The organism is Lysinibacillus sphaericus (assembly GCF_002982115.1).
Classification (GTDB): domain Bacteria; phylum Bacillota; class Bacilli; order Bacillales_A; family Planococcaceae; genus Lysinibacillus; species Lysinibacillus sphaericus.
In genome coordinates, this window is record NZ_CP019980.1 from 1,221,408 (window position 1) to 1,239,532 (window position 18,125).

Annotated in this window: 14 protein-coding genes; 10 read left to right on the forward strand and 4 right to left on the reverse strand. The window is 38.4% G+C overall.

The features are described from left to right. The first annotated feature begins 55 nt into the window (after positions 1–55). The 7 genes from LS41612_RS06175 (at position 56) to LS41612_RS06205 (ending at position 8,357) form a co-directional block, all read left to right on the forward strand. Positions 56–574 carry a hypothetical protein gene (locus LS41612_RS06175; RefSeq protein ID WP_024363751.1) on the forward strand — a complete coding sequence of 173 codons (519 nt, stop codon included), beginning with the start codon at positions 56–58 and terminating at the stop codon, positions 572–574. 70 nt (positions 575–644) lie between these two features. Next, positions 645–1,469 carry a DUF1444 domain-containing protein gene (locus LS41612_RS06180; protein ID WP_080653366.1) on the forward strand — a complete coding sequence of 275 codons (825 nt, stop codon included), beginning with the start codon at positions 645–647 and terminating at the stop codon, positions 1,467–1,469. Beyond that, positions 1,466–2,080, forward strand: a complete 615-nt coding sequence (gene ytpR / locus LS41612_RS06185; RefSeq protein WP_024363753.1) for a YtpR family tRNA-binding protein — start codon at positions 1,466–1,468, stop codon at positions 2,078–2,080. The genes LS41612_RS06180 and ytpR overlap by 4 nt, the downstream gene beginning before the upstream one ends. Positions 2,081–2,287: 207 nt before the next feature. Continuing rightward, a complete protein-coding gene (locus tag LS41612_RS06190; protein ID WP_024363754.1) occupies positions 2,288–5,560 on the forward strand; it encodes a DNA translocase FtsK in 3,273 nt (1,090 codons plus the stop codon). 222 nt (positions 5,561–5,782) lie between these two features. Next, the gene (gene murC, locus LS41612_RS06195; RefSeq protein ID WP_024363755.1) at positions 5,783–7,096 is read left to right on the forward strand and encodes a UDP-N-acetylmuramate--L-alanine ligase; all 1,314 of its coding nucleotides are present in this window, start codon (positions 5,783–5,785) and stop codon (positions 7,094–7,096) included. 113 nt (positions 7,097–7,209) lie between these two features. After that, positions 7,210–7,716 (forward strand): DUF948 domain-containing protein, encoded by a 507-nt coding sequence (locus LS41612_RS06200; RefSeq protein WP_024363756.1) that lies wholly within the window; start codon positions 7,210–7,212, stop codon positions 7,714–7,716. 131 nt (positions 7,717–7,847) lie between these two features. Further along, positions 7,848–8,357: a YtxH domain-containing protein gene (locus tag LS41612_RS06205; RefSeq protein WP_024363757.1), complete on the forward strand. Its 510-nt coding sequence runs from the start codon at positions 7,848–7,850 to the stop codon at positions 8,355–8,357. A gap of 224 nt (positions 8,358–8,581) precedes the next feature. Here the strand turns inward: LS41612_RS06205 and LS41612_RS06210 are convergent, their stop codons facing one another. After that, positions 8,582–10,738, reverse strand: coding sequence for a cell division protein FtsA (locus tag LS41612_RS06210; RefSeq protein WP_024363758.1), 2,157 nt, complete (start codon positions 10,736–10,738; stop codon positions 8,582–8,584). A gap of 172 nt (positions 10,739–10,910) precedes the next feature. On the opposite strand from LS41612_RS06210, the gene LS41612_RS06215 reads away from it, so the two are divergent. Both LS41612_RS06215 and ccpA read left to right on the forward strand, forming a co-directional pair. After that, positions 10,911–11,996, forward strand: a complete 1,086-nt coding sequence (locus LS41612_RS06215; protein WP_024363759.1) for a bifunctional 3-deoxy-7-phosphoheptulonate synthase/chorismate mutase — start codon at positions 10,911–10,913, stop codon at positions 11,994–11,996. Between the two features lie 176 nt (positions 11,997–12,172). Continuing rightward, a complete protein-coding gene (ccpA, locus tag LS41612_RS06220) occupies positions 12,173–13,177 on the forward strand; it encodes a catabolite control protein A (RefSeq protein WP_024363760.1) in 1,005 nt (334 codons plus the stop codon). Positions 13,178–13,267: 90 nt separating this feature from the next. Here the strand turns inward: ccpA and LS41612_RS06225 are convergent, their stop codons facing one another. Genes LS41612_RS06225 through LS41612_RS06235 form a run of 3 tightly spaced genes read right to left on the reverse strand, consistent with a single transcriptional unit; the run spans position 13,268 to position 15,732 of the window. Beyond that, positions 13,268–14,428 carry an acetoin utilization protein AcuC gene (locus LS41612_RS06225; protein WP_024363761.1) on the reverse strand — a complete coding sequence of 387 codons (1,161 nt, stop codon included), beginning with the start codon at positions 14,426–14,428 and terminating at the stop codon, positions 13,268–13,270. After that, on the reverse strand, positions 14,428–15,075 hold the full coding sequence (locus LS41612_RS06230) for an acetoin utilization AcuB family protein (protein ID WP_024363762.1): 648 nt from the start codon (positions 15,073–15,075) through the stop codon (positions 14,428–14,430). Before LS41612_RS06230 ends, LS41612_RS06225 begins: the two co-directional genes overlap by 1 nt. Positions 15,076–15,099: 24 nt before the next feature. Next, complete coding sequence (locus tag LS41612_RS06235; RefSeq protein ID WP_024363763.1) at positions 15,100–15,732, reverse strand: GNAT family N-acetyltransferase; 633 nt, start codon at positions 15,730–15,732, stop codon at positions 15,100–15,102. A gap of 527 nt (positions 15,733–16,259) precedes the next feature. Here LS41612_RS06235 and acsA point away from each other — a divergent pair. Then, positions 16,260–17,981: an acetate--CoA ligase gene (gene acsA / locus LS41612_RS06240; RefSeq protein WP_024363764.1), complete on the forward strand. Its 1,722-nt coding sequence runs from the start codon at positions 16,260–16,262 to the stop codon at positions 17,979–17,981. Positions 17,982–18,125: the final 144 nt, after the last annotated feature.

Here is an 18,125-nt window from a genome sequence, read left to right on the forward strand (position 1 = left end):
CTTATCTAGAATTTTTTTAAAATAGAAAAAAGTTAGCAATGAAAGGGAGATTGAAATGTCTTATGCAAGGCTTCAAGCATTAGGTTTACTGCTATTACTTTTGGGGCTTTCGGGTTGTAATCAATCGGTTGATGAACAAATTGCTAGTGGACTTCAAATGACAGAAAAGGTATTTGCAGAAGAGCCAGAAGCGTATACCGACAAAATTGGTCAAATTCAACTTTTTTTACCGTCAAAGTTCAAAATTGAGGATAGTTCAGATGCCTATAATATTTTAATATCAAAAGGAACGAATTCTTATATTCTTTTTATCAATGATCGTGAACAAAACGATAGTAAGCTTTATTATAATCTGCTAAAAGAAGATCGTTCAAAGAAAGTCATTAATGAAACTACATATGACAAGGATGGTATTTTCGGCTTCTCTGCGGTGTCTAAAACAGATAATAAAGATGAATTTGAGTTAATTGTCAGCAGTGGTGGTGTAAAAATGACGACTATTTCACCAGCAAATAATATTGAAAATAATCTTCATGAGATGACGAAAATCGTTCATTCGGTTAAGATTAAATAATTGCATCGTTTGAAGAGCGGTTCACAAATCTATGTGAGCCGCTTCATTATGAAGAAAGGACGTGAGCGAATTGAAACAAATAAAATCAGAGCAACTTGTGTCCCTATTAAAAAAACAGTTAAATGAGCAAAAGTTTGATTTTCAATTTGATAAAAAGCAAGATAAATTACGCTTAAATCATAAAAAACTAGACAAAGGGATGGAGCTTTCTTTACCAGGTATTTTAGCAAAATATAATGAAAAGCAAGAAGCGGCGATTGCAGAAGTTGTCTATACGATTGAGCAAACTTTTTTAGCAATGGAACAGGAGCAGGAGCAAGGCTTTAAACAATCTGGGCAAATCTACCCGGTTATTCGTGCTACATCTTATCCGAAAGCTTCGAAAGAAGGACATGCTTTTATCACAACGGAGCATACTGCCGAAACACGTATTTTCTATGCACTCGATTTAGGAAAAACGTATCGCTTTATTGATGAATCCATGTTAGAAACGTTAAAAATAACTGTAGAGCAAATCCGAGAAATGGCGCGTTTTTCTGTTAAGCAACTACCAACCAATTATAAGAAAGACGAAGTAGCTGGCAATGTCTTTTATTTTATTAATGCCAATGATGGCTATGATGCCAGTCGTATTTTAAATGAAAGCTTTTTAAAAGATATGCGCTCAAAAATTGAAGGGGATATGACTGTATCTGTACCTCATCAAGATGTATTAATACTAGGTGATATTCGCAATGAAACAGGGTATGATGTATTAGCACAGATGACGATGCATTTCTTTACGGTAGGAACAGTACCGATTACGTCATTATCATTTATTTATGAAGATGGAGAGCTAGAACCAATCTTTATACTAGCAAAAAACAGAGTAAAGAAGGAGCAAGAAAAACAATGAATGTATTTTACAACAAAGAACATGTGGGAGATGTCCTATTAGTACAATTAGCAACAGAGGCAATTGTGAAAACAGAGGTAGAACGTGCTGGTGATATTGCCATTTTAAAAGAAGCACAAACAGGGGAAATAAAAGCATTTAACTTATTTAATGCAAGTAAGTATGTGCAAGTTGAGGCGCAGGGGAATGTAGAGATTACACCAGAATTTGTTGCACAGCTTGAAGCTGCTATTACGAACAATGGAGCTACAATTAGCCTGGATGTAGATTTTTCACCTAAATTTGTTGTGGGCTATGTAGAAACAAAAGAAAAGCATCCAAATGCTGATAAATTAAGTATTTGTACTGTCAATGTAGGAGAAGAAACGCTACAAATTGTATGTGGTGCACCGAACGTTGATGCTGGTCAAAAAGTAGTCGTTGCTAAAATTGGAGCTGTTATGCCATCAGGTATGCTGATTAAAGAAGGCAATTTACGTGGTGTTGACTCTTTTGGTATGTTATGCTCAGCGCGTGAATTAGCCATTCCTAATGCACCATCTGAAAAAGGTATTTTAATTTTACCTGAAGATGCTGTAGTAGGTAGTGCATTTGAAACACCAAGCCGTTAAACGAATAAGTTTTAAGCAAAAATCGTTATGCTACCAATAGCTGGTGGTATAACGATTTTTTGTCTAGATTGAGCCTATAAATACGAGTTTCTATATCATTTTTATGGTATGCTTTTTGATGTGGACATTGAACATAGTTTTAGTACCCGATTTTAATAGTCTTAGACAATGCTATAAAAGAAGTGTAAGAGAAATGAGTGAAACAACGTGAATTGGTTTAAAAGAAAATTAGATAAAATTTTAAATAGAGATGACTATGAATATGAAGAATATTACGAAGAGTATGAGGAGCAACCGCAGCAGCAACAGCCGATAAAGGAGACGCAAGCACCTTCACAAAAAGCTTTTCGTTTCCCTTTAATTGACGATGAACCAGAGTTGCCGCAACCTGCTTCACAACCAAAAGAAATGTTTAATCAAATGGACGATGTATATGGCCAAATTGAAGATTTATCTTTACCAAAACATTTAAATCATCAAGTTGTAGATTCCCGTGTATATGACATAGAAGTTTCTGGAATTCGTGAGCTTTTAGAAAATCGTTCGAAACGAACTGGCCGAACGACAATTTCACGTGTTCAACCTAAGCAAGAATATCCGACAAAAGCGAGTATGGTTTTTCGTGATGCACAAGTTGAAGCAACACCTGTTATAAAAGAACCACAAGCGAAACAGGAAAATACTGCCGAAATTATGACGCAAAATCGTAAACGTTTTGTACCAACAGATGTTCCTTCGCCAGTTTATGGTTTTGCAAAACCAAGTCCAATCGAGCAATTATTAAATAAACGCAAGGAGGAACATGAAGCGGAAAAGCCCTCCATTGCTATGATTGCAAAAGAAGCGACAACAAATAAGCCTATTGAAAATATACTAGAAGAAAAAGAGCCTACCATTACGCCAAATGATTTACATGAACAGCTTGAGATATCAAGCTTAAAGGAAGTGCCAGCGAAGCATTCAAGTGAATTTGAGGATGTTGAAGTGATAGAGCAAAGTCAAGCAATCGTTGATGCGAATAGCAAAGCTACTTCGAAGCAACCAATTACTTTTGAAGAAGTTGAAGTGACAGAGTCAAGCAAAGTAGCTTTTGAAGCATCTACGGAAGCAACACCAAAGCAGCCGATTACATTTGAAGAGCTTGAAATTCCAGAGCAGAGCGAACTGACAGATAAAGCAGATATAGAGCTACCTATACCACAAACAACATCTTTTGCTGTAAATTTTGAAGCTCAAATTAAAGATGCTGTGCAACAAGAACTAGCTGTTGAACAGCTATCAGCAGATCAATCCGAAATTCATGTAAAAGAAGTCGTTGTGGAACAATTACAAATAGAGAATTCCACAATCCATATTGGAGAAGTGACGGTTGTTCAGCCGACGAGTGAAGAAAATGAACAGCAGGTAGTCGAGGAGTCATCTTTAAAGCAAGAAAAGAGTCGCATTCCATTTAATGTCTTAATGTTAAAAACAGATAAAGAAAAATGGCGCATTTCACAACAATTAAAATCGAAAGTGCCAGCGACTACAGAAAAAATACAAAGCGAGATAGCGGTTACTTCCGATGATGACAAAATCGACGATGGAGCATTGTTAGAAAATGTAAATACATCTTCAATAGAGACATCATCCCAAGAACCTTTTTCCAAAATGACAGAATCTAATAGTAATCCTGTTATCACGATGTCTCCTGTTGCAACAATGACGCGGATGTCAACTGAAAAACAGTCAAGTGAAGCGGATGCACTTGAAGTAAAACCAGTATCACCGATTGTCACAAATGAAATGCGCCAAGCAGAGCAGCTAGCGATTGAAGTGGATACTGTTGAAGCAAATCCAGTATCACCGATTGTCACAAATGAAGTAAGCCAAGCAGAACAACCAGCAATTACAGTGGATGCAAGTGAAGAAGTTTCTGCAACGCTTTTTGTCGAAACGGATTTATTACATGAAAAAACTATCGCACAATCAAATGATAATCAAAACATCATTGAGGAGAAACTTAATGATTCACTGGAAATTTTAAATATAGAGCCTGAAAAAGAAATAACACCTCAAAAGCCTATTCATGTGTACCAAAAGCCAACGGATGAATTTTTGGAGCCACCTGAGGAGAAAACACAAGATACAGAGTGGATGGAGCAACAAGGGGATACACTAGTTGAAGCACTATCTTATTTCCAAGTGTCAGCACAAATAGAATCGATTATGCAAGGTCCTGCCGTTACTCAATTTGAAATTACAGTTAGTCATGGTACAAAGGTAAGCAAAATTCGTAATTTAGCAGATGACTTAAAACTGGCTTTAGCTGCAAAAGACATTCGAATACAGGCGCCGATTCCTGGAAAGAGTTCGATCGGAATAGAAATCCCTAACCGTGTATCTCGTGCTGTTCGTTTATCGGAAGTGACAAATAGTGCGTCATTCCTCGATTCTGATTCACCACTTGAAGCGGCACTTGGTCTCGATTTAACAGGGAAGCCAGTGACAATTGATTTACGAAAAATGCCACATGGCTTAATTGCTGGGGCGACTGGTTCAGGAAAGTCTGTTTGTATCAATTCCATTTTGGTTAGTTTATTATATAAAGCTGCACCGCATGAATTAAAACTTATGCTGATTGACCCAAAAATGGTAGAGCTTGCGCCATTCAATCATATTCCCCATTTAGTCAGTCCGGTTATTACGGATGTAAAGGCTGCAACAGCAGCGTTAAAATGGGCTGTAGAGGAGATGGAGCGTCGTTATCAGCTATTTGCACATGCAGGTGCACGTGATATTACACGTTATAACGCTTTAGCAGATAAAAACAATGAGCATAGTTTAAAATTACCCTATATTTTAATTGTTATTGATGAGTTAGCAGACTTAATGATGATGTCGCCAGCAGATGTTGAGGAAGCAATTTGTCGGATTGCGCAGAAGGCACGTGCTTGTGGTATTCATTTAATTGTTGCCACGCAAAGACCTTCTGTCGATGTTATTACAGGTCTAATTAAATCTAATATCCCTACCCGTATTGCCTTTGCGGTATCTTCACAAATCGATTCACGTACAATATTAGATGGGCAAGGGGCAGAGCGCTTACTAGGACGAGGCGATATGTTATATCTAGGTAATGGCATGTCGGCACCTGTACGTTTGCAAGGGACGTTTGTAACAGATGATGAAATAGAAGCGATTATCGATCATGTTCGTGAGCAAGGTGAACCAGATTATATATTCGATCAAGAGGAACTTTTAAAGAAATCAGAAGTTACTGCAGAGCAAGATGATTTGTTTGAGGATGTTTGTCGCTTTGTTTATGAAGCAGGTGGAGCTTCGACTTCTCTTATTCAACGCAAGTATCATATCGGTTATAATCGTGCTGCACGTTTAATTGATATGCTGGAATCACATGGTTTTGTGTCAGAAGCACGAGGTAGTAAACCGCGTGAAAGTTATATTACTGAGCAAGATTTAATTGCTATGTTTGAATAAGAATTGCGGTGTTTTCGTCAAGATTATCTGACTTTCGTCAAAATTAGTTTTTTTAGAAAAGTTGCACATTTATCCTTGTGCATAAATAGTGCTATAATAGACAAGATGTTTTAACATAGTACGTATTTTTCTGTACGTGTAAAGGTATTAATACCTAGTACAAAATACGATACACCTAATAGATGATAGATGGGATATTGTATTTCCCGGGGGGTTTAATTAATGACAGTTTTTCATTTCACAGGCATTAAAGGTTCTGGCATGAGTTCGCTTGCACAAATCTTATTTGATGCTGGTGAACAAGTACAGGGCTCAGATATTGATAAGTATTTCTTTACGGAACAACCGTTACGTGAACGAAATATTCCAATTTTTACTTTTAATGCGGATAATATTAAAGAAGGTATGACAATAATCGCAGGGAATGCTTTTCCTGATGACCATCCTGAATTAGTGCGAGCACGTGAAATCGGTGTAGAAATTATTCGTTATCACAAATTTCTTGGTGAGTATATTGGCAATTACACATCCATTGCCATTACAGGTGCGCATGGCAAAACCTCTACAACGGGCTTAATGGCGCATGTTGTTGGCGGATATAAACCAACATCGTATTTAATTGGTGATGGTACTGGTGCAGGACATGAAAATGCAAACTTCTTTGTGATGGAAGCATGTGAGTATCGTCGACACTTTTTAGCCTATAATCCTGATTATGCAGTAATGACGAATATTGACTTTGACCATCCGGATTACTTCGCGAACATTGAAGATGTATATGCAGCCTTTCAATCACTTGCCTTACAAGTGAAAAAAGCAATTATTGCATGTGGTGATGATGAGCATTTGCAACGTATTCAAGCGAAAGTGCCTGTTGTTTATTATGGGTTCGGAGCTGAAAATGACTTCGAAGCACGTAATGTTGAAAAAACAACAGAAGGCACAACATTTGATGTATTTGTTCGCAATGAATTTTATAGCACTTTCTTTATTCCGCTATTTGGCGACCATGCAGTGTTGAATACATTAGCTGTTATTACACTTTGCCAATACGAGGGTATTTCATCAGAAATTATTCAAGAACGTTTAAACACATATAAAGGTGTAAAAAGACGTTTTACGGAATCGAAAATCGGGGATCATGTGTTAATTGATGATTACGCACATCACCCAACAGAAATACGTGCAACGATTCAATCGGCTAGACAAAAATATCCAGAACGTGAATTAGTAGCTATATTCCAGCCACACACATTCACACGTACGCAAGCATTTTTACAGGACTTTGCTGATAGCCTTAGTTTGGCAGATGCAGCATACCTTTGCGATATTTTTGGTTCAGCAAGGGAAACGCAAGGTGCACTGTCAATTCAAGATTTAGCCTCTCTTATTGAAGGAAGTGCTGTAATTACTACAGAAGGTATTGATGTTTTAACAAAGCATAAAGGCGCAGTGTTTTTATTTATGGGCGCAGGCGATGTTCATAAGTTCCAAGATGCCTTTGAAGATGTACTAAAAAACAACGAAACAGCTTAATCCGTAAGGAATAAGCTGTTTTTCTAAAATTTGAGAAGGATTTAAGTTTTATTTGTCGAAGATAAGGTAAGTAATAGTATAGAGAGAATTCTTACTAGCAGGAGGTCTATTTTATGGAAGTCATTTTGTATATCGCAGCAATTATTGCAGCAATCGGTTTTTTATTTTTGTGTGTCAGCGTCGGTATGACGTTATTTTCGCTCAAATCCATTCTTAGCAGTTTATCAGGCACATTATCAGGCATTGAGAAACAAATGGAAGGCATTACACGTGAAACGACTTCTTTGTTAATTAAAACAAATAGCTTAGCCGAAGATATTCAACAAAAATCGGAGCAGTTAAATTCTGTTGTTCATGCAGTGAAAGGTATGGGTGAGTCTGTAAATGGTTTAAATGCATCCGTACAGCAAATTACAACATCTATTTCTAAAAGCGTTGAACAGAACGAAGAAAAAATTGCGCAAGTTGTACAGTGGAGTAATGTTGCAATGGGTATTGCAGATAAATGGAAGAAGCGTAAAATTATTGAGCAGGCACCAGAAATAATGCCTGAGGACGTATATAATTTTGAACAAGTTCAATCGGACAAGCCGAAAAGAAAATGGGGTCGCAAAAAATAATTATTATTGAGCAGGTGCTTTATTGACACCTGCTGAATATAAATAAAGCCTTAGGCGATTTTCATGTGTTGCTCGCAAGTAGTAATACAGACGTCTAGGCGCATTAGATTATAAAATGGGAGGAATTGTCCATGACTACACAAAAGCCAAACTTTAACGAAGTGAAAGAACAACAACTTGAAAGTACATTACCACAGCTTTATAATTCGCAGGAATCGATCTATGAAGAGGAGCGTGTAAACATGAAAGATTTCGTCATTGGCGCTTTAGTTGGAGGTATAGTTGGGGCAGCAGCAGGGTTATTATTAGCTCCAAAATCAGGGAAAGATTTACGTAGTGATGTGGCAGTGCAAGCCGTTAATTTAAAAGATAAAAGTGCAGACTTCTCGTCAACAGCGAAGGATAAAACAGTGCAACTATCAAAACAAATTCAAGAGCAATCTTCACAATTGGTAGAGAAAGTTAAAACGCTTAAGTCTGCAAAAGCACCAACTGTTTTTGATGATGGTACGGTTTCTTTTGAAGGGGAAGAGCCACTTGATGAATTTATCGATGGTGGTGAAGTAAAACAAGAGGACGTAGTAGAAGCAACTGAACAAACTGTTGAAAAGCAAGAGAAAGCACAAGAGGTTCGAGCGTAAACTAAAGGGGAATTTAGGATTTCCTATAGAACACTACACTAGTACTAGTTGATGAAAACGGTGGTGGTGACTCCTGTGAGCATGTGGAATGTACCGTAAAGCACGCATATAAGATGGCACAAACCGCGCAGGAAGCCCTCGCCGTAGCCTGACATCAACAACATAGCAAAAAGTGTTAGATTAATTACAGTCAATCTAACACTTTTTCTTTTTGCACCTACTTTTTACAATGATAAAGGTGCTTCTTCGAGTACTATTTCTAATTGATCGCCACCGAAAATTTCTGTATCAAAGGTTGCGGGCTGTCCGTTACGTAAAATCGTAAAGTTGCCTTTAAATGTTGTAGGGAGCTGCCAATTCGAGAAACGGAACACATCCTGATAAATCCAAGGACTTCGATCTTTCTCTTGAATGCTAACCGTCGCTCCATTAGGAACCGTAGAGAGCGGTGAAACAACAGCTTGATTAACAAGCACTTCATTCGTCGTTTTTTTCAACTCTAACAGTTCCTGTTGAAAATGGACAATGATTTTGTCCTCCAACAACACATTCATATGATCAGCGATTCGTTGTACAGTTGGTAACGATGGTTGGGAAAAAGTAATAATATCGTTATGTTGAACAGCATAAGACAGCTTTCCTGGTTTTCCGTTAATTAGTAAATTCGCAGAAAACGCTGGTAAATATAATGGCTTGCCATCGACGTAAATAACATATGATTCAAATTGTTTCAGTAAATTGGTATTGTTCGTCAATGTAAACACGTCTTCTACTGTTTCCGCTATTTCATATGCGATAATATCACGATCGTTTACGAGAGCATCCATTGAAACGGATGAACCGTTAACCGTAATTTTAGGTTCAATGACATATTTTGTTTCTTGAATTGTAATCGTTTTAATGACTGCTTGATCCACTATGTCTCTTATTGTAGCAGTAGCTGGAAGACCATCTTGTCCTTCTATTAGCTGAATGGCATCCCCCGTTTTAATAATTGTTTTTGTAGAGGATTGTTGTCCATTCACTAAAATTTGTGCTGGTTGACCGTGGCCACCAGGTATAAAAATATCTTGTCCGTTCACACTAATGGATAAACCATGACCTGGCTTGCCATATAATTGTTTAGCACGAATATTGGCAGCTAAAAAGGCATCGCCAACAGTCATTTCTTTTAATTCAAACAGGCGTACAATTTGTTCATTTACCGTTAAACTCATATATTGAATCGGCATTTTCTTTGCAGCAATAGCTATGCCGATAGGTGTTACTAATTCAGGGGATGCTTTAATGTGCGCTTCCTTTGTTAAATTTTGAATGGCATCGACACCGCGAACGGCAATACGATTTGCTGGTAAATCAAGTACTAGACCGATTTCAGTTGTAAGGTTAGGTGTTAAACTACCTCCACCAACGAGCATTACGGCTTTAGGAGCAGTTCGATTATTAAGACGTAATATTTCTTCTCCAATCGCCTTGGCGAGTTGTTTAACAGCTGGTTCAATTGCAGAAAGCACTTCTTCTTTAGGATAATATTGATCGAATCCTAAAATATCTTGAATTAAAATCTCCTCTGAACAATGCAGTTGGCGCTTTGCCTCCTCGGCAACAGGAAAATCAAGCAAATAATGGTCACTAAGTGCTTCGGTTATTTCATCTCCTGCTGTCGGCACCATACCATAGGCAACAACTGTACTTTTATCGGTAATGGCGATATCTGAAGTACCAGCACCAATATCGACAAGTGCAACATTTAAACGGCGCATCGTAGGTGGAATAAGAACATTAATGGCAGCAATGGGCTCTAATGTTAGTGCATCCATCTCTAAATTTGCCCGTTTTAATGCGGCAATTAGTGATTCCACTACAACACGAGGAAGGAAAGTGGCAATCACTTCGATTTGTGCCTCGTCACCTTGCTGATCAAGAAGGCTACCAATTTCTTCACCATCTAGACGATAATAAAGGACTGAATAACCAACGCAATAATAGTGACTCGTTTTCGTATCCTCTTTATGTTGTAGGAGCCGTTGCTGGGCTTGTTGAACGGCCTGTAATTCTAAGCGACTAATATCTTCTTCAGTAAAGATAGGACGGTTACGAATATTAATGGTCACACTTGCCTGCTCGGTTTTTAATGAACGACCTGCAGCAGCAACGCTTACTTTTGATAAAGGTCCGTGCTTTTCTTCGAGCTCTTGTTTTATCTCATTAATTAACTCTGCCACGTACATGACATTATGTATTTGACCATCTACCATGGCCCGTTCTTTATGCTCTTTTACTAAAATATCTTGTACATGAAAATGATCATTATCTTCTTCTAAAATAATGCCAACAACAGAACGTGTACCGATATCAAGCGCAAATAATTTTGAACTCAATGTAATCGCTTCCTTCCTCGAAATATCTCAAAATAATTTAGCGAGTTGAAGCGCTAAATTAAAAATGCGTGACATTCTGAACAACTTTGATTATAATGATGCTAATATCTAAAAATGTAACATACATTTCAGAGTTCTGAAAGTGTCTGTCATAGGGAGAGGAGCAAGAAGTATGAGCCAAAAGGATTTAGAAAGCTTACGTAGTCAGATTGATGGATTAAACTTAGAAATTCTTCGTCTAATTAACGAACGTGCAGCTGTAGTAGATGAAATCGGTAAAATTAAAGAAAAACAAGGTGTTAACCGCTATGATCCATTGCGCGAACGACATATGCTTGATCTTATTAAAGAGCACAATCACGGTCCATTAAACCAAATGACGGTAGATTATATTTTTAAACAAATCTTTAAAACAGCTTTAAAACAACTTGAAGCGGATAAAAAGAAAGAATTACTTGTATCACGCAAGAAAAAATCAGAAGATACTGTCATTAATGTTAATGGTGAACTAATTGGCCAAGGAAAACCATCTTTTGTATTTGGGCCATGTGCTGTTGAATCATATGAGCAAGTAGCAGCCGTTGCGGCATCTATTAAAGCTAAAGGTGAAAAGTTAATCCGTGGTGGAGCATACAAACCTCGTACTTCTCCATATGACTTCCAAGGTCTTGGATTAGAAGGGCTTAAAATTTTAAAGCGTGTATCTGAAGAATATGGTTTAGGTGTTATTACAGAAATTGTGACACCAGGTCATTTAGAAGAAGCACTTGATTACATTGATGTAATCCAAATTGGTGCACGTAATATGCAAAACTTCGAATTATTAAAAGCAGCGGGTGCTACAAATAAACCAGTACTATTAAAACGTGGTTTAGCAGCAACGATTGACGAGTTCATTCATGCAGCAGAATACATTATGTCTAAAGGAAATGAGAACATCATCCTTTGTGAACGTGGTATTCGTACGTACGAAAAAGCAACACGTAACACATTAGATATTTCAGCAGTACCAATTTTAAAACAAGAAACACATTTACCAGTATTCGTCGATGTAACACATTCAACTGGTCGACGTGACTTATTATTACCATGTGCGAAAGCAGCAATTGCCATTGGAGCAGATGGTGTAATGGCAGAGGTGCATCCAGATCCATCTGTAGCACTTTCTGATTCACAACAACAAATGGATATTCCAACATTCGATGCATTCTACGAAACGCTACAAAAATTCATGAAGAATCATGAAATTCATGCATAATGATTTCACACCGCTTGCGCATTAAGCAGGCGGTGTTTATTATATCGTGACAATTTAATGTCTAGAACAGTACTATTTGTACTTGGTATTTCTGTTCATGTACGTACTTCTTCTTGAAAATGATGCGAAAATTATCGTATGATAAGGCTATAAAAGGAAAAAGGGAGGCACGTACGATGACTGTTACAATTTATGATGTTGCACGAGAAGCAAATGTTTCGATGGCAACCGTTTCTCGTGTAGTTAACGGTAACCAAAATGTAAAACCAGCAACACGAAAAAAAGTATTAGAAGTAATTGAACGATTAGAATATCGTCCGAACGCAGTAGCGCGAGGGTTAGCGAGTAAGAAAACAACAACAGTTGGCGTGATTATCCCAGATATTGCAAATAACGTTTATGCGGAGCTGGCACGTGGTGTGGAGGATATTGCGACAATGTATCGCTACAACATTATTCTTGCCAACTCAGACCAACATGAAGATAAAGAGCTACAGCTGCTAGATACAATGCTAGGCAAACAGGTGGACGGTATTGTTATGATGAGTGATGAAGTAACAGAGAAAATGCAACAATCGATGGATCATTCGCCAGTTCCGATTGTTCTTGCAGGTTCTGTAGATGAATCACAAACAATTGCCACTGTGAATATTGATTATTTCCAGGCAGCGTATGAAGCGATTTCGTTATTGATTCAAAATGGACATAAACGAATTGGCTTTGTAACAGGCCCACTTACTTATACAATTAATGGCAAATTCAAGCTTGAAGCTTATAAAAAAGCATTGCAAGATGCAGGCTTAAGTATAGATGAATCACTAATTGCTGCAGAGGAATCTAGCTATGATATGGGCTTAGAGGCATGGGAAACGTTATCTGCTCTAGAAAATCCTCCAACTGCTTATTTTGCAGGAAGCGATGAACTCGCTATCGGATTGATTCATGGTGCGCAGGATGCTGGGAAAAATGTGCCAGAGGATATCGAAGTTATCAGTTTTGAAAATTCTAAGTTAGCTCGTATGGTGCGCCCTCAGCTTACAAGTGTAGCACTACCGCTATATGATATCGGAGCTGTTGCGATGCGTTTATTGACTAAACTTATGAATAAAGAGCCTGTTGAGGACGAAGCGGTTATTTTACCACACCGCATTGAACAGCGACAATCTGTTAAAAGCAAATAACAAAAAACACGTAAATCTAATAGTAAGATTTGCGTGTTTTTTTATTGAAGTGAATTGTTTTAGAATTGTTTGGGTGACTGGCACCGCGGCTTAACTGCGCTTTTCAGTGCGAATAATATGTAGCGCTTTTTCTAACATTTGCGCGTTTTTTTCTTCAATTTCTGCCTTTCGTGGAATGGGCTCATAAAGAGGATTTGGGTCCTCCCATGTAGGAATAAACGGCACGGGTGCCTCTGGTTGCCAGCGCTCTAACCATGCTTGTGGTAAGGGACCTGATGGTTTTTCTTGATCGGTCATTTCTAACCATAGCATAGACCATGCGCGTGGTACAACCCGCCAAATATCGTAGCCTCCACCACCAACCGCAATCCATTTGCCATCACAATATTCGTGCGCTAGCTTGTGCGCTAACTTAGGAATTTCCTTATAAATATTCATTGTACCGTATAAATGTGTTAATGGGTCAAAATAATGTGCATCTGCACCGTTTTGCGTTAATACAACATCGGGTTTGAAAAATTCAAAGACTTCGCGCATTGCCTGTTCATATATGTCTAAGAAACTATCATCCTCGGTAAATGCATCGATTGGAAAGTTAAATGAAGTTCCATAGCCTTGCCCATTGCCTCGTTCAGTTATATTACCTGTTCCAGGGAATAAGTAGCGACCTGTTTCATGAATCGATAATGTACAAACATCGGGGTCATCATAGAAACTCCATTGTACGCCATCACCATGATGGGCATCCGTATCAACATATAGCACCCGCGCTTTGTATTTGTCCTGTAAATAACGTATAGCTACAGTACTATCATTATAAATACAAAAACCTGAAGCGCGCCCACGGAAACCATGATGTAGCCCACCGCCCAGATTTAGCGCATGTTCGGCTTTTCCTTCCATCACATAATCGACAGCAGTTAATGTGCCACCTACAAGTTGGGCACTTGCTTCATGCATATTTTTAAAGATAGGTGTATCCTCCGTGCCTATACCATAGCTTGCACATTGTGCCTCGCTGAGTTTACCATGCCCTGCATTTTTTACAATTTCAATGTATTTTGGATCATGTGCGAGCAAGAGTTCTTCTTCTGTTGCAATTCGTGCAGGAACGATATCGACATCATCGAGCGCCCCTATGTTTTTTAGTAAATCCATCGTTAGCGTCAAGCGTTTGTGATTGAAAGGATGTGTATCTGAAAATTTATATCCGAGTTGTTCTGGCGAATAAACAAAGACAGCCTTTTTCATTATAATGAAACACCTGGTAGATTAGGCCATAACACGTCGAAACCTTCTTTGCGAAGATTCTCAATGATAGCAAGTGGGTTTAGTGTTTTTACTCGGACGCTTAAAATTTTATTTTGTGTATTTTCAGAATCAGGATATACTAAGACGCTTTGGACATTTGCATGATGCAGATTAAAAATCTTTGTAATTTCAAATAACACGCCCGGTGTATCGCACACGCGTATTTCAATTTTAGAGCCGGGTTCAGTTGCACCGGTTAACTCAATATATGTGTAGAGCAAATCGGTTGTAGTGACGATACCGACAAGTTTTCCCCCAGAGACAATTGGTAAACAACCGATCTTCGTTTCATAAAAAGTGAGTGCAACTTCCTCTACAAAATCAAGAGGATGACCGACAAGTGGATTTTTTATCATAATATCTTCTACCTTGGCACTAAAGACAGGAGAATTCGGCTCATCCTTCAATGGCGAAGGCAATGCTTCTTTAATATCTCGCTCTGTAATTACACCGAGAACGTGGTGTTCATTGTCTATAACAGGTAAATGACGCACCTTCTTCTCACGCATCAATTTCAGCGCTTCTAACACAGTATTTGTAGGAGCCAGTGTATAAGGCTCATCATTCATAATTTCTTCTACAATCATATACTCATCCCCTTTGTGTTGGTTTTAATACATGAAGCGATTTCTAAAACGGAGCCTATCGAATCTTTCCATCGTTTCAGGAGGCACTCGTTTGCCTTCCCGAGCCATTAGGCAGTTAGCTGGATGCGATGTAATTTCAGGATCATCTGTAGCAAAATATTCGAAACCAGCCGAGCTCATCATTCGTTCCATCATTTTGCGGTAATCCCATACATTTAACCCAGTCCCTTTTAAGTCCCAATGCCAATAATATTCAGTTGTAATAACAAGGTAATCCTCCATCTCATCCCCCATAAAGGACACCGAAAGCAAGGCTTTACCAGCCCCAGTCCCACGATAGTCAGGAATTACCTCAATGGCTCCTAACTCAATCATATTATGAATGCGGTCCTCTGCCCAACGTTCAAGCGGATCGGGATATAAATAGGTGACGTAGCCTACAATAATGTTGTCTTTTCGAATGATAATAATGCGACCTTCAGGAAGCCCTGCGATTTCTATAATGGCTTGCTGTTGTTGTTTAGGAGGTCTAAAGGCAACTAATCCCTCGTGGAATGTATACGTAGCTAATTTTTCTGGAGGAACAGGCCCTTCCACATAAACAGTACCATGCTTTGTCTCCTTTGTAACAGAAAAAAAAGTCTTTTTATGTTCCATAATTACACCACCTGAGTTTAATAATTCCATTATAGCTGATTTAAAGCCGAAAAACGCTTAAATTTGCGAAATATAACTACATTTTCGGAAAAATAAAAATATTGAGACATTCTTGAAAAATTCGTGTAAAATAGATGTATATTGCAACTGTTATTTAACAGATGAATGTTGTATTGTAAGCATTGTTCATATTTATAGCGCATAAACTGTTCTATAACAATTGCTACATAACGTATTTGTCTTTAGAGAAAGTGGCGAATTTTAATAGCATTCAGTAGCTGTTTTATATGGCGAAATTGTTTCAATTGCCATTATTAAATTTAATTTTCCATATGGGGATGGAGGTTCTCTTTTTATCCTTTATAAGAGGCTTCAAGGGAAATTATATTGCACGCAAGCAAAATGCAAACGATGTGACAGGCAGCTACGCGTACGTCAAGGCCTAATTGCTAGGGGTATCGTGAGTACGATTTGAAATTTGCTTACGAATGGACTAAAGCAAAAAAGGAAGGGGTAATTTCATGGGGATGAAAACAATGGAGAAATTGAAGGCAATACCAGGGCACTATCATTTGCCAAATTATGAGGAGGCAGCAGCGAATCATAATTGGGAAGAAACTGAAAAGGCATTTAGTTGGCATAAAACAGGATTAGTAAACATGGCTTATGAGGCTATTGATCGCCATACAGAAACGGCTAGAAAAAATAAAATTGCACTGTATTACACGGATGGAAAACGCAAAGAAGCCTATTCTTTTAATGAAATGAAAAGGCTGACAAACAAGGCTGCCAATGTTTTTAAATCAGCGACAAACTTAAAAAAAGGCGATCGCTTATTTATTTTTATGCCGCGTTCACCAGAGCTTTATTTTTCTTTATTAGGCGCATTAAAAATGGGGGTTATTGTAGGGCCTCTATTCGAAGCATTCATGGAAGGAGCGGTATATGACCGTCTTTCAGATAGCGATGCAAAAGTGTTAGTTACAACGCCTGAGTTACTGGGTCGAGTACCGTTAGATAAACTTCCTAACTTGCAACATGTATTTTTAATAGGGTCTGATATAGAAGAAACACCGCAAATTTTAGATTTTAATAAGCGTATGAAAGAGGCCGCTGCTACATTTGATATTGAGTGGATGGACCGTGAAGACGGTATGATTTTACATTATACTTCTGGCTCGACAGGTGCACCAAAAGGTGTGTTACACGTGCATAATGCAATGATTCAGCACTATCAATCTACACAATGGGTACTAGATTTAGGCGACAATGATATTTATTGGTGTACAGCAGATCCAGGTTGGGTAACGGGGACATCTTATGGCATTTTTGGTCCATGGTTAAATGGGGTGACTATGCTGATTGTTGGTGGTCGATTCTCACCACAAGCATGGTATCAAGCAATCGAGGATTATAGTGTTACAGTTTGGTATAGTGCGCCAACAGCTTTCCGTATGTTAATGGGAGCTGGTAGTGGAATGTTAGAAAATTATGATTTATCATCATTACGCCATGTATTGTCTGTTGGAGAACCCCTTAACCCTGAAGTGATACGTTGGGGATGTGACGAATTAGGGCATCGTATTCACGATACGTGGTGGATGACAGAAACCGGCGCGCATATGATTTGTAACTATCCAAGTATGGATATTAAACCGGGTTCAATGGGCAAACCATTGCCTGGCGTTTATGCGACAATTGTAGATGATGCGGGAAATGAAGTACCACCATTTACTATGGGGAATTTAGCGGTACGTCGAGGTTGGCCTGCGATGATGCGTCAAATTTGGGGTAATCCTGAGCGATACGAATCATACTTCCTAAAAGGTGAATGGTATGTGTCGGGCGATTCAGCTTATATGGATGATGAGGGGTATTTTTGGTTCCAAGGTCGAGTAGATGATGTCATTATGACAGCTGGAGAACGTGTAGGACCATTCGAAGTAGAAAGCAAGCTACTAGAACATCCAGATGTCATTGAAGCAGGTGTAATTGGAAAACCAGACCCTGTTCGTGGAGAAATTATTAAGGCATTTGTATCTTTGCGTGAAGGTGTTGAACCATCAGATGCTTTAATTGAGAATATTCGCGAGTTTGTCAAAAGGGGATTATCAGCTCATGCGGCCCCGCGTGAAATTGAGTTTAAGGAAAAGCTACCGAAAACAAGAAGTGGTAAAATTATGCGACGTGTGTTGAAGGCATGGGAGTTAAATTTACCAACTGGTGATCTTTCGACGATGGAAGATTAAGAAGGGGCAATAGGCAATTTATTTTTATTCAATCAGAAAACATAAAGAGGGTAGGAATTCATTCGACTATGAAAGAGTTCCTACCTTCTTTTTTCTGAATTTATCGTAGCCAATCTGTATTCCTGAAATTTATAACAGAAGATT

What these genes read in the sequence shown, in the direction of transcription:
- ccpA (WP_024363760.1), top strand. Translation starts at nt 12,173, where the DNA reads ATGACTGTTACAATTTATGATGTTGCACGAGAAGCAAATGTTTCGATG.
- LS41612_RS06230 (WP_024363762.1), bottom strand. Translation starts at nt 15,075, where the DNA reads ATGATTGTAGAAGAAATTATGAATGATGAGCCTTATACACTGGCTCCT.
- acsA (WP_024363764.1), top strand. Translation starts at nt 16,260, where the DNA reads ATGAAAACAATGGAGAAATTGAAGGCAATACCAGGGCACTATCATTTG.
- LS41612_RS06175 (WP_024363751.1), top strand. Translation starts at nt 56, where the DNA reads ATGTCTTATGCAAGGCTTCAAGCATTAGGTTTACTGCTATTACTTTTG.
- LS41612_RS06205 (WP_024363757.1), top strand. Translation starts at nt 7,848, where the DNA reads ATGACTACACAAAAGCCAAACTTTAACGAAGTGAAAGAACAACAACTT.
- murC (WP_024363755.1), top strand. Translation starts at nt 5,783, where the DNA reads ATGACAGTTTTTCATTTCACAGGCATTAAAGGTTCTGGCATGAGTTCG.
- LS41612_RS06215 (WP_024363759.1), top strand. Translation starts at nt 10,911, where the DNA reads ATGAGCCAAAAGGATTTAGAAAGCTTACGTAGTCAGATTGATGGATTA.
- LS41612_RS06225 (WP_024363761.1), bottom strand. Translation starts at nt 14,428, where the DNA reads ATGAAAAAGGCTGTCTTTGTTTATTCGCCAGAACAACTCGGATATAAA.
- ytpR (WP_024363753.1), top strand. Translation starts at nt 1,466, where the DNA reads ATGAATGTATTTTACAACAAAGAACATGTGGGAGATGTCCTATTAGTA.
- LS41612_RS06200 (WP_024363756.1), top strand. Translation starts at nt 7,210, where the DNA reads ATGGAAGTCATTTTGTATATCGCAGCAATTATTGCAGCAATCGGTTTT.
- LS41612_RS06235 (WP_024363763.1), bottom strand. Translation starts at nt 15,732, where the DNA reads ATGGAACATAAAAAGACTTTTTTTTCTGTTACAAAGGAGACAAAGCAT.